This window comes from Peribacillus sp. FSL M8-0224, from assembly GCF_038003055.1.
Classification (GTDB): Bacteria; Bacillota; Bacilli; order Bacillales; family DSM-1321; genus Peribacillus; species Peribacillus frigoritolerans.
Genome location: NZ_JBBOOJ010000001.1, coordinates 306,695 through 324,322, shown reverse-complemented (window position 1 = coordinate 324,322; position 17,628 = coordinate 306,695). Strand labels below are relative to the sequence as shown.

Here is a 17,628-nt window from a genome sequence, read left to right as displayed (position 1 = left end):
TCAATCATCCAAAAGGTTCTTATCAGCAGCCTTTTCAATCGTATCCAATTTCTTCAAAAGATCCTGCAGCTCGTCTTCCGAGAATGAATTGAAGTTCTTGCCCATCAATTTGTTATGATCCGCAAGGACTCTCCCCAAAATAGCTTCCCCAGCCTCTTTCAATTCAAGGTTGATGACCCTGCGATCCTTATCAGAGGGCTGCCGTTTCACATAATCCATTTCGACCAGCTTATCTACAAATACGGTAATCGCACTTGGCTTTACGGTTAAGAAGTCAGCCAGCTGGGTCGATTTAATCGACCCCTCTTTTTTCAATATCAATAAAATGAAAAACTGAGGCGATGTTAATCCATAAGGCTGAAGATTTTTTGCTACGATGGCCCTAAGCTTCTTCCTAATCCGAAAAATCTGCATCTCTATACTATTAGTTACTTCCCATTTAAATTCCAGCCTTCTCACTCCTTATATAGGACAATCCTACCTCTTAAATTTAATTAAATGGCATTCCAATGTCAACTTTACTTTCCATATATCCTTAAAACTAAAAAAAATTCAAATTTTTACTATTTCACTGTATTTATTTCCCACCATTATTCCGAATAAATTACATGACAAAAAATAATTAAACTGGTAAACTCTTTACTTAATAATATTAATACTTATAAAAATTAATATTTATTAAAATTAATAAATAAAATTTAGAATAGGAGGCGATGTCATTTCTAGCTAATGAACGTAAATCAAAAAAAAGGAACACATCATCAATATATTTTTGGAGGCGAAACAAGTGAATAGAGGACGTTTAGTTTTAATCAATGTCATTGGTTTGGTTATTATAATAGCGGCATTGGCCGGTGGGGCTTATTACTATTATGAAAGCACGAATTTCATTAAAACGGATGAAGCGAAAGTGTCAGGTGAGCTATATACCATCGTTGCCCCCGCTGCCGGTAAACTAGCAGATTGGGACTTACACGAAGGAGACAGTGTAAGTAAGGATGACAAAGTTGCCAATGTAACTACCTTAGACGGTAAAGAAGCGGTAAAAACCGCAGCACAAGGTACGATCGTTAAAACACAAGTGCATGATGAGCAGCTTGTTCAAGCAGGTCAAACGCTAGCTCAAACCATCAATATGGAAGATCTGTCCATAACGGCTAATATTGAAGAAAATAAATTGAAGGATATCGAAAAAGGTGATAGCGTCGATATTATCATCGATGGAGATCCCGATACGGTCTTCGAAGGTACATTGGAACAGATTGGTTATGCTACAACGTCTGTCTTTTCAGTGATGGGCAATCAAAACAGCAGCGGGAACTATACGAAAGTCACTCAAAAAGTACCAGTGAAAATTTCCATCAAAGCACCATCCGATAAAGTTCTGCCTGGAATGAACGCAGAAGTGAAAATTTCGACTAAATAAACCGGCTACACAGTTATACAGAAAGGAGGCTTTTCTTTAAATGGCTTCTCAAACCATCACAGTAAATGAAAACAAGGGAATGAAACAGTTTGCCCCCATGTTAATTATCCTAATGCTAGGTTTGTTCATGGTCATTTTGAATCAAACCCTGCTTAGTGTCGCCATGCCTAGGATGATGGCAGAATTCAATGTAGCTGCGACTACGATTCAATGGTTATCAACTGGATTCATGCTCGTGAATGGAGCCTTGATTCCACTTTCCGCTTTTTTAATAGAACGGTTTGGCACGCGCATTTTATTCCTGGCTGCCATGTTTCTATTCACCGTCGGGACATTCATCTGCGGCATCGCACCAAATTTCCCCGTCATCCTTACAGGCCGGCTGATTCAGGCCGCTGGCGGCGGAATCCTGCAGCCCTTGGTCATGACGATCATTCTTTTCATCTTCCCTCCGGAAATGCGCGGGAAAGGTATGGGGATCTTTGGACTTGCCATTATGTTTGCCCCTGCAATCGGCCCGACTTTATCAGGTTGGGTCATTCAGGAATATAGCTGGCGGGTCATGTTCTACGCAATGGTGCCATTAGGCATGATCGTCATGACACTCGCCTTTTTAAGTATGCGTAATGTAGCGGAACCAAAGAAAATCAAATTGGATTTGCTTGGTGCCTCTCTATCCTTGCTAGGTGTTGCATCATTACTATACGGTGTCAGTGAAGCAGGTTCCAAAAGCTGGACGGATCCAATCGTTCTGGGAACGATCATCATTGGGCTGATCCTTTTGACGCTTTTTGTGGTTCAACAGCTAAAATCGGAAACACCTATGCTCGACTTCCGTGTATTTAAGTATGACATGTTCGTATTATCCAATATCATTTCTGCAATCGTCACAGTGGCCATGTTTACCGGGATATTCTTATTACCTATATATTTGCAGACTTTAAGAGGCTTCACACCAGTTCAATCCGGCCTGTTGATGCTACCCGGAGCCCTTGTGATGATGGTGATGTCACCCATTTCAGGAGCATTATTTGACAAAATCGGACCTCGTCCATTAGCACTAATTGGGTTGGCGATCACTGCCGTCACAACCTTCGAATTCGCTAAATTGACTACGGAAACAACCTATTCGACTTTGGTCATCATCTATGCCATCCGCGCACTTGGAATGTCTTTACTGATGATGCCGATCATGACTGCTGGGATGAATCAGCTTCCTAAGCATTTGAATACACATGGTACGGCAATGAGCAATACGCTGAAACAAGTGACCGGAGCCATTGGTACGAGCTTCGTGACGACCATTTATACAACCCGTGCTTCTTTCCATGGAACTGCTTTAGGAACGGAAATGAGTACGAGTGATCCCGGTTTTGTTCAGAATTTCCAAACTATCGTTCAATCCATCATGACTTCGATGAATCAAACTAGTGAACAGGCACAGGAAACTGCCATGTCGCTGATTTCTTCTCAAATTCAGGGTCAAGCAAATGTGATGGGAATCAATGATGCATTCTTTTGGGCAACAGGCTTCGCAATTGCCGGCATCGTTCTCTCACTATTTTTGCGCGACGTTCGGAAGGATAAAGCAATGAAACAAGCTAAACAAGAACCTTTGGATGTACCTTTGCTTCCTTCGCCAGTAAAAAAATCGGTTTAATTGAATGGAGGAATTAAAATGAAGATCTATGTTGTTTACGACAGTGAAGGTAACCATACGAAAGCACTTGCCGAATCAATAGCTCAAGGAGCCGCTGCGGTTCCTGGGGCTGAGGTTCTCATTGACCATGTAAACGAGGCGGATGTTTATAAGCTTCAGGAAATGGATGCGATCATTTGGGGCTGTCCCGGTCATTTCGGAACCATCAGTTCGAGTTTGAAAACATGGATCGATAAACTTGGGTATCTATGGGCGGAAGGTGCGCTGATCAATAAAGTGGGTGCTGTGTTCTGTACCACGGCCACCGTACATGGCGGACTCGAGGCTACCATGCTGAACTTAATCACCCCTATGCTTCATCAGGGCATGATCATTGTCGGCTTGCCCGGCACTGTCCCGGAAAATGCCTTATATGGTTCCTACTATGGAGTAGGGATAAGCTGTCCGCCCGGTGTGGATGACAATATCACCAAAAATGACTTGAAGCTTGGAGAAGCATTAGGAAAACGGGTAGCCCATGTCACCCGTTCATTCATAAACGGGCTCTAGGAGGCTTGATTCAATGGGCATAATTCTAATTATCATCGTTGCCATATTAGCGGTTACTGGCTTGATCACATTCAATATCAAAGCCCTATCACCTGAAGGTAAGCCGCCTGCAGTCGAGGAAGAGAATTCGTCGGAATCATCCGCTTTCCCGACTGCAGATGATTCCATTACCGAAATCATCTCCCCGACAGACAATGATGAATTGAAAATGAAAGATCAGGATTATCGTTTGGCTCTTTCCAAGCTTCATGAACAAAAACCAAATGATGAGCCAACTGCAGAAAAAAAGCCTGATATTCGCAAAATGAAAGACAAGGAATACCGTGGTACATTGGAGGACTTCCAACAGAATGGCGATTGAAACACCCCCCCCATTAGGCTAATTTGCCATTTGGGGGTTTTGTTTTATATGCCATTGAATGGATCTTCTCTTACCTCTGCCACCAGTGATCGATGTGCAGGCTTTAACTTTATTTTCTGGTTGACAAATATTCACAAAGACTTTAAGCTAAGGTAATGCAACGCATACAATTTGTTAAACTCAGCTTTTGTTGAGAGACGGAATTTTAAAAGGATTTCCTTTTTTCGTTCGTCACTTGCCTTTTTGGCAGGTGGCGATTTTTATTTTTATAGGGGTGAAAAATATGCAACTTTTGAAGTATTCCATAATGGTCTTAATCGGTTCGATTTCATATGGCACTTTATCCACCATGATGAAGTTTGGATTCATGGATGGCCATTCTTCTGGAGAACTGGTCGGCAGTCAATATCTTGTCGGTTGGCTGATTGTCTCCGTTATATTTCTCTTTTCGTTTAAATATAAAGTTTCATGGAAGAGTGCCGGATTACTTTTAATCACGGGCATGATGTCCACTTTCGTCGGAAAGGCATATGCGGTTTCCGTATCCGAGCTTCCCGCTTCGATTGCCGTTGTCTTTTTATTTCAATTTACCTGGATAGGCGTCCTTATTGAAAGCTTCTTAAATAAAAGAAGCCCGGATAAAAATAAACTCATTGCCATTTTCGTTCTTTTCATCGGTACATTATTGGCAGGGGCGATCTTTGGTCAGCCTCTATCTGGCCTAAGTCTAAAAGGCGTATTGTTCGGACTATTGTCTGCATTGCTTTTTGCGCTGTATATGTACTGCAACTCTCAATTCGCTGTTGGGGAATCTTCCATGAAACGGCTGTTTTTCATTGCAACGGGTGGTATGCTGACTGCTGTATTCACGACTAACCCCGTCACACTTGTGACGAATCTTGTCCAAACGAACCTATGGTACTACGGTCTGCTGCTCGGCACATTGGGTGTTTTAGTTCCTTTCTTTTTCTTTGCTGTCAGTTTACCAAAAGTGGGGGTCGGGCTTGGAACGATTCTTTGTGCTGCGGAACTGCCTTCAGCGATGGTCGTTTCCGTCATCTTCTTGAATGAACAGGTTACGTCACTGCAATGGTTCGGGATGTGCTTGATCATCGTCGGCATCGCCTTGCCTGAGGGAATAAAGCATCTGCCGCATTTCCTTCCTGGAAAAAAAACGCTGCATGAAAAAAGGATTTCATAACGTGCATGCACAAGTTCGTTTCAGAATAAAAAAGAAGACCATTCCTTTAGCGGAATGGTCTTCTTTTTTATCTTGTATTCCTTAAGAATCCAATTGTTGTACTTGAAATAGGTTGTAGTAATTCCCTTGCTTTTTCATAAGTTCTTCGTGTGTTCCCATTTCCGTAATTTCGCCATTATCGATATGAATGATCCGATCGGCATGGGTGATGGTTGATAACCGATGGGCGACGATGATCGTGGTCCGGTTTTTCGCCAAAATATCCAGCGCCTCCTGGATAAAGTGTTCACTTTCCAAATCCAATGCGGAGGTGGCTTCGTCGAGAACAAGGATTGGCGGGTTTTTCAAAAATACCCTCGCAATGGCCACCCGTTGCTTTTGGCCACCGGATAATTTAACTCCCCGCTCCCCGACTTTCGTTTCATATCCTTCTTTTAGACCCATGATGAAGTCATGGGCATTCGCCGCCTTTGCCGCTTCAAATACTTCTTCATCACTTGCATCAGGTCGTCCCATAAGGATGTTGGCCTTAACCGATTCACTAAATAAGATATTATCCTGTAGAACCATTCCTATTTTATCTCTTAGGCTGCGGACTTGATATTTACGGATATCCGTCCCATCCAATAATACCCTTCCCTCCGTCACATCATAGAAACGGGAAATCAAACTGACGATCGAGGATTTCCCGCCGCCGCTCATACCGACAAGTGCAATGGTCTCCCCTGGTTTAACATCCAAGTTTATATGTTTCAAAACGGGTGCCTCTTTCTCGTCATAAGCAAACGATACATCCTGAAAGGTTATTCGGCCATCTACATGCTTCAGCTCTTTCGCCCCTGGTTCGTCATCGATATCATACTTCTCATCCACAAACTCAAAAACCCTGTCCATGGACGCCAGTGTCTGGGTCATTGTCGTCGAAGAGTTAACTAAACGTCTGAGGGGATTATATAGCCGGTCAATGAAACCGACGAAAGCAACCATGGTACCCAGTGACAATTGTTCATGAATGACCTGATAACCGGCAAATCCTATCACGAGCAAGGGGGCAATATCCGTGATCGTATTCACGACAGCGAATGACTTGGCATTCCAGCTCGTATGCTTTAGGGCCTTATCGAGGAAATTCTTGTTCTGCTTCGCAAACAATTCCTGTTCCCTGTCTTCTATCGCAAAGCTTTTGATGACTGACATCCCTGAAACCCGTTCATGAAGGTGACTCTGTACATCCGCTAAGGCTTGGGACCGAATCCTTGTATAGGTTCTCAGCTTGCCAAAGAAATGCTTAATCGAAAATGCGTAAAATGGAAGCATGATGATGGATACAATGGTTAATTTCACGTCCATCGTAAACATGATGACTATCACTATGATGATCGTTGCGATATCAAGCCAAAGGTTCATCAAACCCGTGATGACAAAGTTCTTCGTTTGTTCCACGTCCGTGATCATCCTTGAAATGACCTCGCCCACCCTTGTATTGGAATAATACTTAAAACTCAGTTTCTGTATATGAGTAAATAAATCATTACGAATATCATATAAGATTTTCGTTCCGGTCCATTGAGCGAAATATTGTCTGTAATACTCAATCGGCGGTCTAACTGCAACAAAAATGAATATCATGATAGCCATCGCCCATATAAGGCGTTCGGACTTCACGGCTTTGGACAGATCACCGTTTCCAATGATGTCATCCACTATATACTTACTGAGCAATGGAAGCAAAAGCGGAATCGCGAACTTTAGCAATCCAATCAGTACCGTTCCGATTATCTGCCATTTATATGGTTTGACGAATTGCAAATATCTCTTAATGCTCCCCACGGAATTCCTCCTTTTCTTAATCAACAAATGCTAAAAAAAAGCCCATAACGGTCAATTGGGAATCTTATATGCACTATTCAATTATATTTTCCTTTTCGGTAATTAACTATCAAAAGGATCACTTTCATAAACATTTGTAGGAGGTTAAATGGTTCCTGCGTATTGAAAGATTGAATCAGATGATGTAGGTACGATACACAATGAAAAAGCCTGCCAATTATGCAGCAGGCCTTTTCTATCATCGATAGGTTAAAAAGCGTTCATACCAACTATCAATAAACTCTGCGGAGAATGGTCCTTTTCGCTGGCGTATCATATAAATCAAATAGTCTACGTTCTGTTTCAATATTGAATCGATGGCATCCGGGTAATTCATTTCTTTCCGATGCCTTTCATATTCATCCTCATCCAGCAAATTAAACGTCATATCTGGGAATACTTTAATGTCCAGGTCATAATCAATGTATTTCAATGCTCCCGAATCGTATGTGAACGGCGAACTGATATTGCAATAATAATAAACCCCGTCCTCTCTCAACATACCAATAACATTAAACCAATACTTTGAATGAAAATAGCAAATCGCCGGCTCTCTCGTAATCCAGGTCCTTCCATCTGATTCCGTTACCATAGTACGGTCATTCGCTGCTATCACCAGATTTTGGGTCCCTTTTAAAACGGTTGTCTCTTCCCAGATACGATGGATATGTCCATTATGTTTATAGCTATGGATTTGGATTTTTCCTCCTTCGGCAGGAACAATCCCCATTTATCTCTCCCTACTTTCTATAGACACCCTGACAGCGTACTGTGCCCTATTCCGTTTGCAGTTGTTGTGTGTATTTAAAATATATACTTTTTTCCATTTACCCTATATTCCTATATTATAGCGATTTATTCATAAATTTAAAACAAAAGTGGCTAATCTCCCAGTGAAAATGTGTAAATAAGTCGAAAAAGTCTGACCATCCACCCATTTCATCTAAGAAATTAGCCGGTTATTTATCGTATGGCTGCCTGTCCTTGCTGAAAATAACGGATGACTTCTTCCGTTTGCTTTTCGAACATTTCATGGATACTTTTCAATTCCTGCTTTTTTAGTTGAATCTCTTCCTGAATGGTGACCGCTTCACTCTCCTCTTCAAGGGCAAGGAGTTGCTTCTCTATATCTTGGCATCTTTCGATTTCGGATTGTAAAAGTAAAAGCTTATCCATCGTTTTCAACTGGTTGTTTATAAGCCGGTTAAATTCCTCCATGAATGCACCTTCCTAATCTGTATTTTTTCTATAGTATGTATATTCTATTTTTATCAGCTTTCTCCTTTGACATAAAATGTAAACACGACGAAACATTTGTCGAATCCAATGGAAGGCAAAAAAAAGCACCCTTCATAAGAAGGATGCTTTTCATCGGCAATTAGCCTTGGTTTTTATTGCTTTGAGATTTTTGGTTTTGTTGTTTCACTTCTTGAACGTTAGTTTCAGAAGCAAACTCTGTACCGAATTGGCCTTGTGCTTGACCTTGGCCTTTTCTTTGTTGAGATTGCGCGTTTTGTTGTCTTACTTCTTGAACGTTAGTTTCAGAAGCAAATTCTGTACCGAATTGGCCTTGGCCTTGCTGAGATTGCGCGTTTTGTTGTCTTACTTGTTGAACGTCAGTACCTGCTTGTGATTTATTCATGTTGTTTTTAGCCATTGATATCACCTCCACGATAATAAGATAACCATTATCCAGGAGTGCTATCCAACAAAAATCATTTAAATTTTTCCAGTTACATTAAACAAGCAATGAAATGCCTCCATCAACTATTACGGTTTGTCCACGAATCATCCTGGCCCCATCGGAAATTAAAAACAGGATGGTATTCACCATATCTTCCACCTCGACCATGCGTCCAGCGGGAGTCTGTTCTGCCGCCTCAGCAAGCATTTCATCCCGATTCGGGAAAGACTTCAGGGCATCCGTATCGATCACACCGCCTGAAACGGCATTGACACAAATATTTTTAGCAGCCAATTCGACCGCTAAATATCTTGTCAGGGCTTCAAGCGCAGCTTTGGAAACTCCAACAGCTGTATAATTTTTCAAATAGCGAATGGACCCTAGTGAACTGATGCTGACGATTTTCCCCCCGCCGTTTCTCTCCATTAATTTCGCCGCTTCCTGTGCGCAGAAAAGGAGGGCTTTTGTATTGATGTCCATGGTCCAATTCCAATGGGATTCCTCCAGCTCCATCAATGGACGCTGCACGCCTGAGGCCGCATTATTGATGAAGATATCCAAACGTCCGTAATAAGCATCGATTTCCTCGAACATGCTTTTCACTTTCGCAACATCACCGACATTTGCCTTGACTACAAGGGCTTTTCGCCCCAACGCTTCAATTTCGGCTGCCACTTCTAATGCTTTCGACTTGCTCCGGGCATAATTAATAACGAGGTCGTAACCCTCCTCTGCAAGCCTTATTGCCGTGCTTCTTCCTAAACCTTTACTGCTACCTGTAACGAGTGCCACTTTTTGTTCCATTTGTTTATTCATCCTTTCTGAGTAAACACCGAGTAATAAAAATCTTTTTTAAGGAGTGTTACTGTTATGTATGTTGGACGTGATATGACTGAGTTGTCGATGATGAAAAAATCGGATTGGGAAAATAGTGAACTTGCCTATTTTCATCACTCCCTTCAACAAATGGTACCTTATTTAAACCAAGAAGGACAGAGTATCCATAGCGAAATCGTCAAAGAAATTGAAAATAGAGGCGGACTTAACAGGCAAGAAGCCGATTATACTCATGGAACGAAAACCAGTTACGAATGATTTTATACGGATATTGCTTTAAAAATCAACAAAAGGAAGAGGATATCTTATCGGATATCCTCTTTCTATGCATATATCACGATTTCATTAAGGCATTATCGCCATGGCACAAATCAGGGCTGTCCCCCAATATTGTTAACGAATATCTCATCGCACGCCCAAAATTAATGAACCGATTTACTCATCTTTCCATAAAAAGCAAATAAACCGCTTATTCAATACACTCTTTTTCTTTATACGCCTTCATCATTTTTTGGTGGGAGACCGGAAATGCCAACTCCACCATCTCTGCTTCACTCACCCACTTAAGTTGCTGTTCTTTTAGCGTCTCTTCACCGATGTCCTCTTTGACCACACCGATATACGTGTCCACTTTCCAAACGAGATGTGAGAAAACATGTTCAATTCTCACAAGTGATTCAGTGATTTCCGGTTTGACGCCATACATTTCCTTAAACCGACTCTCGAAGAATTCCCTCTTATGCAAGAGGGATGTATGGTTTTCGAAATTCGGATATTCCCAAAGATTAGCTAGCAATCCTTCTGAGGCTCGCTTGTGAATTAAAAATTCACCTTTTTCATTCGTTAAAACTGCAGCTACAATTGGTACATCCCTTGTTTTTTTCTTTTGGATTTTTACCGGCAATTCCGACTGAACCCCTGCTTCAAATGCTAGACAATGACTTTGAACGGGGCATAATAGGCAGGCAGGCTTACCAGGTGTGCAGATTAATGCTCCAAGTTCCATCAAGGCTTGATTGAAGGCAGAGGTATGTTCATGATCGATCAGCTTCCTGACGGCAGCTTCGAATGTTTTTCTTGTCTTTGGCTTTGCTATGTCTTCATATATCATTAATATCCTTGATAAAACACGCATGACGTTTCCATCAACGGCTGGCTCCGGCTTGCCGTATGCGATACTTAAAATCGCACCGGCAGTATATGGGCCGACACCTTTCAATTTGGAGATTTCCTCGGGATCATCCGGTACAATCCCATTGTAGGATGCCTTCACTTCCTGAACGGCACTATGCAGATTCCTTACACGCGAGTAGTATCCCAGCCCTTCCCAAGCTTTCAGGATCTTCTCTTCATCTGCATTGGCAAAGTCCTCGAGTGTCGGAAACCATTCGATGAACCGGTTGAAATAAGGAATCACCGTATCCACTCTCGTTTGCTGCAGCATTATTTCAGAAACCCAAACGCGATAAGGATCCTTATTTTCCCTCCATGGCAATTCTCTTTGTTCTTCGAGAAACCAGGAAACCAAATCTTTTTGAAATTCATCGATTTTTATTTTTTCTATTGTCGGGATCGTTATTTCTTTCACATCAGTTCCTCCAAAGATGTTACACTCTAATCAAAATTGGGAATACCTATAGTAGGCCATTCTTTTTTTAATATCATGTTCATATCCATTTATTTGTAACAGGTCACTTGAAATAAATCAAAATTATATTCATTTGATGGTTAATATATAAATACGGTATGATGAAAGAAGACCATTTTTTTCAAATTGTGGCAGGGAGGTTAGTTTTTTGGATACAGGTACTCACTTTGTCATGGGAATTGCTCTTGGAGGTCTTGCCACATTAGATCCCGTCATTGCGCAGAGCCCAGTTACTGCAAGTGCAGTCATAGCAGGTACGATATTGGGATCACAAGCTCCGGACATTGACACCGTTTTAAAATTAAGGAATAACGCTGTATATATACGTAACCACCGTGGAATCACGCATTCCATTCCCGCTGTTTTACTTTGGCCCTTGATTATCAGCGGAGCAATTTTCGCCATCATACCTGAAGCAAATTACCTTCATCTTTGGCTTTGGACCTTTTTAGCCGTATTCCTTCACGTATTCGTGGATATATTCAATGCTTATGGGACCCAGGCTCTTAGGCCGATTTCGTCAAAATGGGTAGCTTTAGGCGTCATCAATACATTCGATCCATTCATTTTTGGAATACATGTTGCAGGCCTGATATTATGGGGCTTCGGATTTCCTCCAGGCTATTTATTTCTTTCCATTTACGGGATACTCGTCATTTATTACATTTCCAGGTTCAGGGAACAAGCTTTTATAAAAAGAGTGGTTAAACAGCAAATTCCTGGAGCAAGGAAAATTCTTTTATCACCGACGATGCGTTTTCACCGCTGGAAAATTGCAGTGATTACCGAAAAGAATTATTATGTGGCACGAGCCGATAATGGATATGTGAAGATACTTGATACGTTCGATCGAGTGCCCTTGCCTGAAAGTGAAATTCTCGAAGCCGCCAAGAAGGATATCAACTTGGCAGCCTTTCTGTCCTTTTCTCCGGTTTACCGCTTCGAAATCGAACAGATAAAAGAATATTACGAAGTCCGTTTTATCGATCTAAGATATCGCAGCAATGGATATTACCCGTTTGTGGCAGTGGTCCATTTAGACAGCGAATTGAATATCTTGAATTCTTATACCGGCTGGATTTTTAGCGAAGCGAAGCTGCAGAAGAAATTGAATATTATTTTGTAGTATATTGAAAAAGAGCTGATTCCAGGGAACTCCTCTGGAATCAGCTTTTTTAATGCAGTCGATTCTGCTGATTTAATAACTGCTGATATTTAGGGTTCTTTGCAATGAATTCGTGGAATTGCTCACCGTAGTTATCAATCCAGGTCCTTACAACGCGCGATGTCATTTCTTCACCGGCATATTCATGCCCAGCCTTTGCATAGGTCGCTTCGAAATCTTCCCATAATAATTCCACCCAAGTCAAAGCTTGCTCATACGTGATGTGTTCATTTTTCTCAAGCAGTATCTTGGTTAATCTTTCATGGTAATCATTCATTAGAACCACCTCATTGCCAATATTTTTACAGAATGAACTATACTGTCCCATACCCATACTAGTTGTAAGCGGAAACGCTTCTTTCTTAATCTGATGCTTGGAGGAGAAAAAATTTGCGAAATAAACAAAAAGGATTCCCCAACCAAAACAATAACAAATTCCAAGGCGAGCCCCGTGCAAAGGCAAGATATGCTTCAAAGCGTGCAGATGGAAGTATTAATACACACCCTCAAGAAAGAATGAAAGCTTCAAACGAGCGATCGAATTAAAAGGTACATCAGAAGGAACCGGGTACTTCCCCGGTTCCTTTTTATTTCAGCATTGAAATCGGGAGTGCTTCTTCCTTACCGCTACCGCCCAAGCGGTAACCCCAAGCGAATACGCCGTTCATATAATCAATTTTGAAATAGACACCGGGATCTCCGTCAATTTGATATATTTCACCTTTTTTGAAATCATCAGGATTTAACAAATAGGCCTTGGCCATCGTCACTTTTCGTTCCAATACTGAATATTCATTAACCATTCCCAATTGCTCTGCTTTTCTCGCTTTTTCAGTCAACGCTGCGATTTCCTGTTGTAGTTCATAGGCAGACAGCTTGCTGTATCTTACGTCGCTCATATATATGACTCCTCAAATGAAATAATTAATTTACTTCTATATTAAACAAAATTTTGTGATTTGGCTATTGATGCACTTAATCACCATCAGGATTGGAAAGATAACGCTCAATCAATTCTATTGGAAAACCTTTTCGGTATAATGCCTGCTTCATTTTTTGTTCATATTCGAAGCCTTCATGGTTTTTATATCGGCGTTGCATTTTTTCGGCATGGTGGCAAAGGGAATCCCATTGTTCATCCTCATCCTTTTCAACCGTCACATCTTCAAGTGCTTCATGGATGACATCTCTTGGGAAACCTTTCCGTAACAAGGTTTGTTCAACCTTAAGCCTTAAAGCTCGTTCGGAAATGTTTTTTTCCTTTTTGACCGCTTTTCCAGCCAGATTCCTTGCATGTTCAATTTGAATATCATAAGGGTATTCCTTCAATGCCTCGACAATCAACTTTTCTTGCACCCCCTTTTCCTTAAGCTCAAGCTTAAGGGTAGTGGGCCCTTTATTCCCTCCATTCACATGGGTCCGCACGTAAGCCTTGGAAAATTCAAGGTCGTCTAAATAGTTAAAACTGTATAGTTTATGTATCGCTTCCTTAATGATCGGCTCTTCCGTTTCCTTCTTTTTTAAATAAAGGCGAATTTCCGATTCCGAGCGCATCCGGTATGATAAATAATTAAGTGCATCGGTAAATGCTTTTTGGATTTCATCATGGAATTGTATTTCGGCCAAAAGCAGGTCATCAAGTTCCGTACCCTTTTTCAACTGAAATTTCAAAAGCACTTCTTCGTCTACACTGAAGGCATATTTTTCGTCGACGAAGATGTTATAACGATCTTTACGTTTCTTTTGGGTTGTTATTTTTGTTATGTTTGGCATAAATCCACCCCCCACACCTACTTTACCCCTTTACGTTTACCATTTCTATATATAGCATGCCTAAAAATGAAAAAAGAACATGGGCATGTTAAAGTGAAGGAAAGACAGGGAAAGGAAGTGGTTTTCATGAAAATAGCCATTGCTGGTGGAAGCGGTTTTGTCGGCACAGCCCTAATTGATGAATTATCAAAAGAGAATCATGATATATATATTTTGACCCGTCATCCCGAAAACTTTAAAAAACAGACTAATTTGACATATATCGGCTGGTTGACCAAGGAGGCAACGCCGGAAATGCACTTGGAGGGGCTCGATGTGTTCATTAACCTTGCTGGTGAATCTCTGAACAGCGGCCGTTGGACACCTGAACGTAAGCGCCGGATTGTCGAAAGCAGGATCGAGGCTTCCAAAGAGATGAACCGGATCATTTCCATACTGCCCTCTAAAGTGTCTGTCATCATTAATGCAAGTGCAATCGGATATTATGGTATTTCGGACGATGAGACCTTTACCGAAACCTCTAAATCCATTGGTGATGATTTCTTGGCCCGTACTGTTCAACTATGGGAAAAGGAAGCGGCTAAATCACGCTCTTACAGTAAAAGGTTGATCTTTACAAGATTCGGGGTGATTCTTGGAGAAAAAGACGGAGCACTGCCAATGATGGCCTTCCCCTATAAACTATTTGGCGGAGGAAAGATTGGCAAAGGGAATCAGTGGCTTTCCTGGATTCATATCCATGACGCGGTCCGTGCAATCATCTTTTGCATGAATGATGCTAGGATAGAAGGTCCAGTCAATTTTACGGCACCGAACCCCGTTCAGATGGATACATTCGGAAAAACGATAGGAACTGTCCTGCACCGGCCCCATTGGATAACTGTCCCCCCCTTCTTCCTCAAGAAATTGTTGGGGGAAATGAGCATCCTTGTACTTGAAGGGCAAAATGTCCTTCCCACTAAACTTAAAGAGGAAGGATTCACCTTCTCCTTTCCAACCCTTAAAGAAGCCTTACAAAATATCTTAAAAGAAGATTCCCACGTATGAAAGGGTCATTTTAGGAAAAAATAGGGATATTAAGTGAATGGAGATGATCTAATTGCTCAAAAAACACGATAAAGAAAAAAGTAACTTAACTAGTACACAAGCGATTCTTTATGCCCGCGAATTTAAAAAAGCAGATCGGGCTGGTGGATATACCGAGAAGAAATCCCGTCGTTAGGTTTGGAGTTTTTTCCCTTACATTTTGAACAGCCACTCAACACAAAATAAGCTGGAGATGATTAGTGAATTCATCTCCAGCTTATTCTATTTTCCAGGGGGCGATAACATGGGACGAAATAACATACACCATAATCGAGATAAGAACAAACAGAAACTTCCTCAGGTTCCCAAAAACCTGAAAAGTGACGGACTTGACGTTGAATATTCTTCCGAACTGGCTGATCAGGAAGATATCGAGGCACAAGCCCGTGCAAATGCGGCTGACCGCCGTGCTCATAATCGCCGATAAGCAGAATAAACCAACCCAAGGGGCTATAAATCAGCCCCTTGGTTCTCTTTATTTACATAGCTTATCCACAACCCTGTGTATATTGTGGATATATTCTGAAAATACTGACAAAAAACAAGTCCAATAACTCACCTTATCAACATGAAAATAATGTTATTTCTGGATAACCCTGTGGATTATGTGGATAAAGGAGAGATTGGGCTAATCACGCTGCATTTTCGTTGTGGATAACTATTCTCTCTCCTTCATTTGATCCATAAGATTATTATTTATAAAATAATTCATCCATATCTGTTTCCAGCAATCCTAAATTCCACCCCTAACTTGGTATTGCATCGGCTGCTGCCCCCGGCATTTAAAGAAGGTTCCCCAAACCTTTGCCATCAACATTTTCTTCCAACTGTTTACGAAGCAAGAACTTTTGTATCTTCCCACTTGCGTTCCGAGGCAGCTCATTACAGAAGATATATCTCCTTGGACGTTTATAGTTCGCCAAACTATTACTGTTCTTACACCAAGTTTCTAAATCGCTTTCGGCAAGCATTGGGTCTTTGGCTACGATGAATGCCGTTACCGTTTCCCCCCATTGATCATCTGGCTGACCAAGTACCGCACAGTCGAGAACTCCTTGATGCTCATATAGTGTATCTTCCACTTCACGCGGATAAATATTTTCCCCTCCAGAAATAATCATGTCGTCCACACGGTCCTTGACCCACAGATATCCATCTTCATCTAGGAAACCGATGTCACCGGAATGGTACCAGCCTTTGTAAAGCGCCTTTTCGGTCTCTCTATCTTTTTGAAAGTAACCCTGCATGATACACGGACCCTTTACAAGGATTTCCCCTGTTTCCCCAGGTTCCAGCATATCCTCGGGATCGGATGGTCCTTCGTCATTCGGACGGGCAATGATGATTTCATGTTCGGAACATGCCTTGCCGGCAGAACCCGCTTTCCTAATTTGATCTTCCTCCAATAGGAGAGTTATGGCCGGCCCCATTTCAGTCATTCCATAGGCTTGGATGAACTGGATGCCGAGTTTCTCCTGACAGGCACGTACAAGGGATGGAGCCATCGGGGCTGCTCCATAAAGCCCTAACTTCAAGCTCTGGAATTTATACTCCTCCAATTTTTCCTGAATGAGCATGTTCCACATCGTAGGTGCAGCAAAAAACTTGGTGACCCCCTCGGATTCAATCAGTTCCATGACTTTTTGGGGATGAAACTGATGTAATATGACATTAGCTGCACCGACCTGTACACGAGGTAAAAAAGAGCAGTGCAATTCAGCACAATGAAACATCGGTGCAGTAATCAAACCGATATCAGAGCGTTCATACTTCATGGCCTCTATTAAAATCTCGGTTTGTTTGACCATGTCTTTATGAAGGTGAATGACCCCTTTGGGACGTCCGGTAGTTCCGCTCGTATACATGATGGCATAAATATCATCTTCGTGAACTTCCACTTCATCTGGCTTTGAGGAGATACTGGCCAATTTTTGGCGGTAACCTTTGGCATACCCAGGCACATCGTCATCAATATACCAGAAGGCCATTTCTGGAAATCGCTTTTCAACCGCGGCAACGTTCGTTTCCAATTCCCGTTCGAATAGAACGACCTTTGGAGCAGCGTCTTTCAAGATGAAGGCCAACTCTTCCGGCATTAAACGAAAGTTGATCGGATTAAAGATTGCACCGATTTTTGCACAGGCAAAGAACGCTGTTGCAAGCTCTTCATTGTTGTAAAGGTACGTAGATACCCTATCCCCTTTTCGCACCCCTTCCGCTTGAAGGGCCGCCGCCAACCTATTCACCTGTTCATTCCATTGGATGTACGTATAGCGGATATTTCTTCTCACGTCGTAGATAGCTTCTTTAATGGGGAATTTCTGAACCGTCTGATCAAAGATATTTTTAATCGTTACTGACAAATCCTT

Annotated in this window: 22 protein-coding genes; 11 read left to right on the top strand and 11 right to left on the bottom strand. The window is 41.7% G+C overall.

From position 1 onward, the window contains the following. Window positions 1-459, bottom strand: a complete 459-nt coding sequence (locus MKX49_RS01515; RefSeq protein WP_082196714.1) for a MarR family winged helix-turn-helix transcriptional regulator — start codon at window positions 457-459, stop codon at window positions 1-3. Window positions 460-787: 328 nt separating this feature from the next. On the opposite strand from MKX49_RS01515, the gene MKX49_RS01510 reads away from it, so the two are divergent. The 5 genes from MKX49_RS01510 (at window position 788) to MKX49_RS01490 (ending at window position 5,197) form a co-directional block, all read left to right on the top strand. Then, window positions 788-1,426, top strand: a complete 639-nt coding sequence (locus tag MKX49_RS01510; RefSeq protein WP_057278723.1) for an HlyD family efflux transporter periplasmic adaptor subunit — start codon at window positions 788-790, stop codon at window positions 1,424-1,426. 55 nt (window positions 1,427-1,481) lie between these two features. Continuing rightward, on the top strand, window positions 1,482-3,086 hold the full coding sequence (locus MKX49_RS01505) for a DHA2 family efflux MFS transporter permease subunit (RefSeq protein ID WP_370023600.1): 1,605 nt from the start codon (window positions 1,482-1,484) through the stop codon (window positions 3,084-3,086). 18 nt (window positions 3,087-3,104) lie between these two features. Continuing rightward, entirely contained in the window at window positions 3,105-3,635 is a 531-nt protein-coding gene (locus MKX49_RS01500; RefSeq protein WP_034305357.1) for an NAD(P)H-dependent oxidoreductase, read from the top strand. Window positions 3,636-3,648: 13 nt separating this feature from the next. Next, a complete protein-coding gene (locus tag MKX49_RS01495; RefSeq protein WP_323598766.1) occupies window positions 3,649-3,996 on the top strand; it encodes a hypothetical protein in 348 nt (115 codons plus the stop codon). Window positions 3,997-4,279: 283 nt separating this feature from the next. Next, window positions 4,280-5,197, top strand: coding sequence for an EamA family transporter (locus tag MKX49_RS01490; protein WP_340874424.1), 918 nt, complete (start codon window positions 4,280-4,282; stop codon window positions 5,195-5,197). Between the two features lie 81 nt (window positions 5,198-5,278). Here the strand turns inward: MKX49_RS01490 and MKX49_RS01485 are convergent, their stop codons facing one another. From MKX49_RS01485 to fabL, 5 genes are all read right to left on the bottom strand, one after another. Continuing rightward, complete coding sequence (locus MKX49_RS01485) at window positions 5,279-7,027, bottom strand: ABC transporter ATP-binding protein (RefSeq protein ID WP_034305364.1); 1,749 nt, start codon at window positions 7,025-7,027, stop codon at window positions 5,279-5,281. Window positions 7,028-7,265: 238 nt separating this feature from the next. Then, window positions 7,266-7,796, bottom strand: coding sequence for a nucleoside tri-diphosphate phosphatase (gene ntdP, locus MKX49_RS01480; protein ID WP_048685440.1), 531 nt, complete (start codon window positions 7,794-7,796; stop codon window positions 7,266-7,268). A gap of 233 nt (window positions 7,797-8,029) precedes the next feature. Beyond that, complete coding sequence (locus tag MKX49_RS01475) at window positions 8,030-8,284, bottom strand: YgaB family protein (protein WP_048685443.1); 255 nt, start codon at window positions 8,282-8,284, stop codon at window positions 8,030-8,032. 160 nt (window positions 8,285-8,444) lie between these two features. Next, window positions 8,445-8,723 (bottom strand): gamma-type small acid-soluble spore protein, encoded by a 279-nt coding sequence (locus MKX49_RS01470; RefSeq protein WP_048685445.1) that lies wholly within the window; start codon window positions 8,721-8,723, stop codon window positions 8,445-8,447. Window positions 8,724-8,804: 81 nt separating this feature from the next. Then, entirely contained in the window at window positions 8,805-9,554 is a 750-nt protein-coding gene (gene fabL / locus MKX49_RS01465; protein WP_048685448.1) for an enoyl-[acyl-carrier-protein] reductase FabL, read from the bottom strand. Window positions 9,555-9,620: 66 nt separating this feature from the next. Between fabL and MKX49_RS01460 the strand changes: the two genes are divergently transcribed. Beyond that, window positions 9,621-9,845: a hypothetical protein gene (locus tag MKX49_RS01460; protein ID WP_034305377.1), complete on the top strand. Its 225-nt coding sequence runs from the start codon at window positions 9,621-9,623 to the stop codon at window positions 9,843-9,845. A gap of 211 nt (window positions 9,846-10,056) precedes the next feature. Here the strand turns inward: MKX49_RS01460 and mutY are convergent, their stop codons facing one another. Then, window positions 10,057-11,175, bottom strand: a complete 1,119-nt coding sequence (mutY, locus tag MKX49_RS01455; protein ID WP_340874421.1) for an A/G-specific adenine glycosylase — start codon at window positions 11,173-11,175, stop codon at window positions 10,057-10,059. Between the two features lie 208 nt (window positions 11,176-11,383). Between mutY and MKX49_RS01450 the strand changes: the two genes are divergently transcribed. Then, a complete protein-coding gene (locus MKX49_RS01450; RefSeq protein ID WP_048685454.1) occupies window positions 11,384-12,361 on the top strand; it encodes a metal-dependent hydrolase in 978 nt (325 codons plus the stop codon). 49 nt (window positions 12,362-12,410) lie between these two features. Here the strand turns inward: MKX49_RS01450 and MKX49_RS01445 are convergent, their stop codons facing one another. Continuing rightward, entirely contained in the window at window positions 12,411-12,677 is a 267-nt protein-coding gene (locus MKX49_RS01445) for a YfhJ family protein (protein WP_034305384.1), read from the bottom strand. A 113-nt stretch (window positions 12,678-12,790) separates the two neighbouring features. Between MKX49_RS01445 and MKX49_RS01440 the strand changes: the two genes are divergently transcribed. Continuing rightward, window positions 12,791-12,946 (top strand): small, acid-soluble spore protein K, encoded by a 156-nt coding sequence (locus MKX49_RS01440; RefSeq protein ID WP_034305387.1) that lies wholly within the window; start codon window positions 12,791-12,793, stop codon window positions 12,944-12,946. 41 nt (window positions 12,947-12,987) lie between these two features. Here the strand turns inward: MKX49_RS01440 and MKX49_RS01435 are convergent, their stop codons facing one another. Further along, a complete protein-coding gene (locus MKX49_RS01435; protein WP_034305394.1) occupies window positions 12,988-13,299 on the bottom strand; it encodes a YfhH family protein in 312 nt (103 codons plus the stop codon). A 76-nt stretch (window positions 13,300-13,375) separates the two neighbouring features. Next, window positions 13,376-14,173: a recombination regulator RecX gene (gene recX, locus MKX49_RS01430; protein ID WP_340874417.1), complete on the bottom strand. Its 798-nt coding sequence runs from the start codon at window positions 14,171-14,173 to the stop codon at window positions 13,376-13,378. Between the two features lie 126 nt (window positions 14,174-14,299). Here recX and MKX49_RS01425 point away from each other — a divergent pair, with 126 nt between their 5' ends. The 3 genes from MKX49_RS01425 (at window position 14,300) to MKX49_RS01415 (ending at window position 15,686) form a co-directional block, all read left to right on the top strand. Then, on the top strand, window positions 14,300-15,220 hold the full coding sequence (locus MKX49_RS01425; RefSeq protein ID WP_340878433.1) for a TIGR01777 family oxidoreductase: 921 nt from the start codon (window positions 14,300-14,302) through the stop codon (window positions 15,218-15,220). 52 nt (window positions 15,221-15,272) lie between these two features. Further along, window positions 15,273-15,395: a YfhE family protein gene (locus tag MKX49_RS01420; protein ID WP_081088510.1), complete on the top strand. Its 123-nt coding sequence runs from the start codon at window positions 15,273-15,275 to the stop codon at window positions 15,393-15,395. A gap of 108 nt (window positions 15,396-15,503) precedes the next feature. Then, on the top strand, window positions 15,504-15,686 hold the full coding sequence (locus tag MKX49_RS01415) for a YfhD family protein (RefSeq protein ID WP_034306455.1): 183 nt from the start codon (window positions 15,504-15,506) through the stop codon (window positions 15,684-15,686). 355 nt (window positions 15,687-16,041) lie between these two features. Here MKX49_RS01415 and MKX49_RS01410 read toward each other — a convergent pair whose 3' ends face one another. Beyond that, a complete protein-coding gene (locus MKX49_RS01410; protein ID WP_251541328.1) occupies window positions 16,042-17,622 on the bottom strand; it encodes a fatty acid--CoA ligase in 1,581 nt (526 codons plus the stop codon). Between the last annotated feature and the right edge of the window lie 6 nt (window positions 17,623-17,628).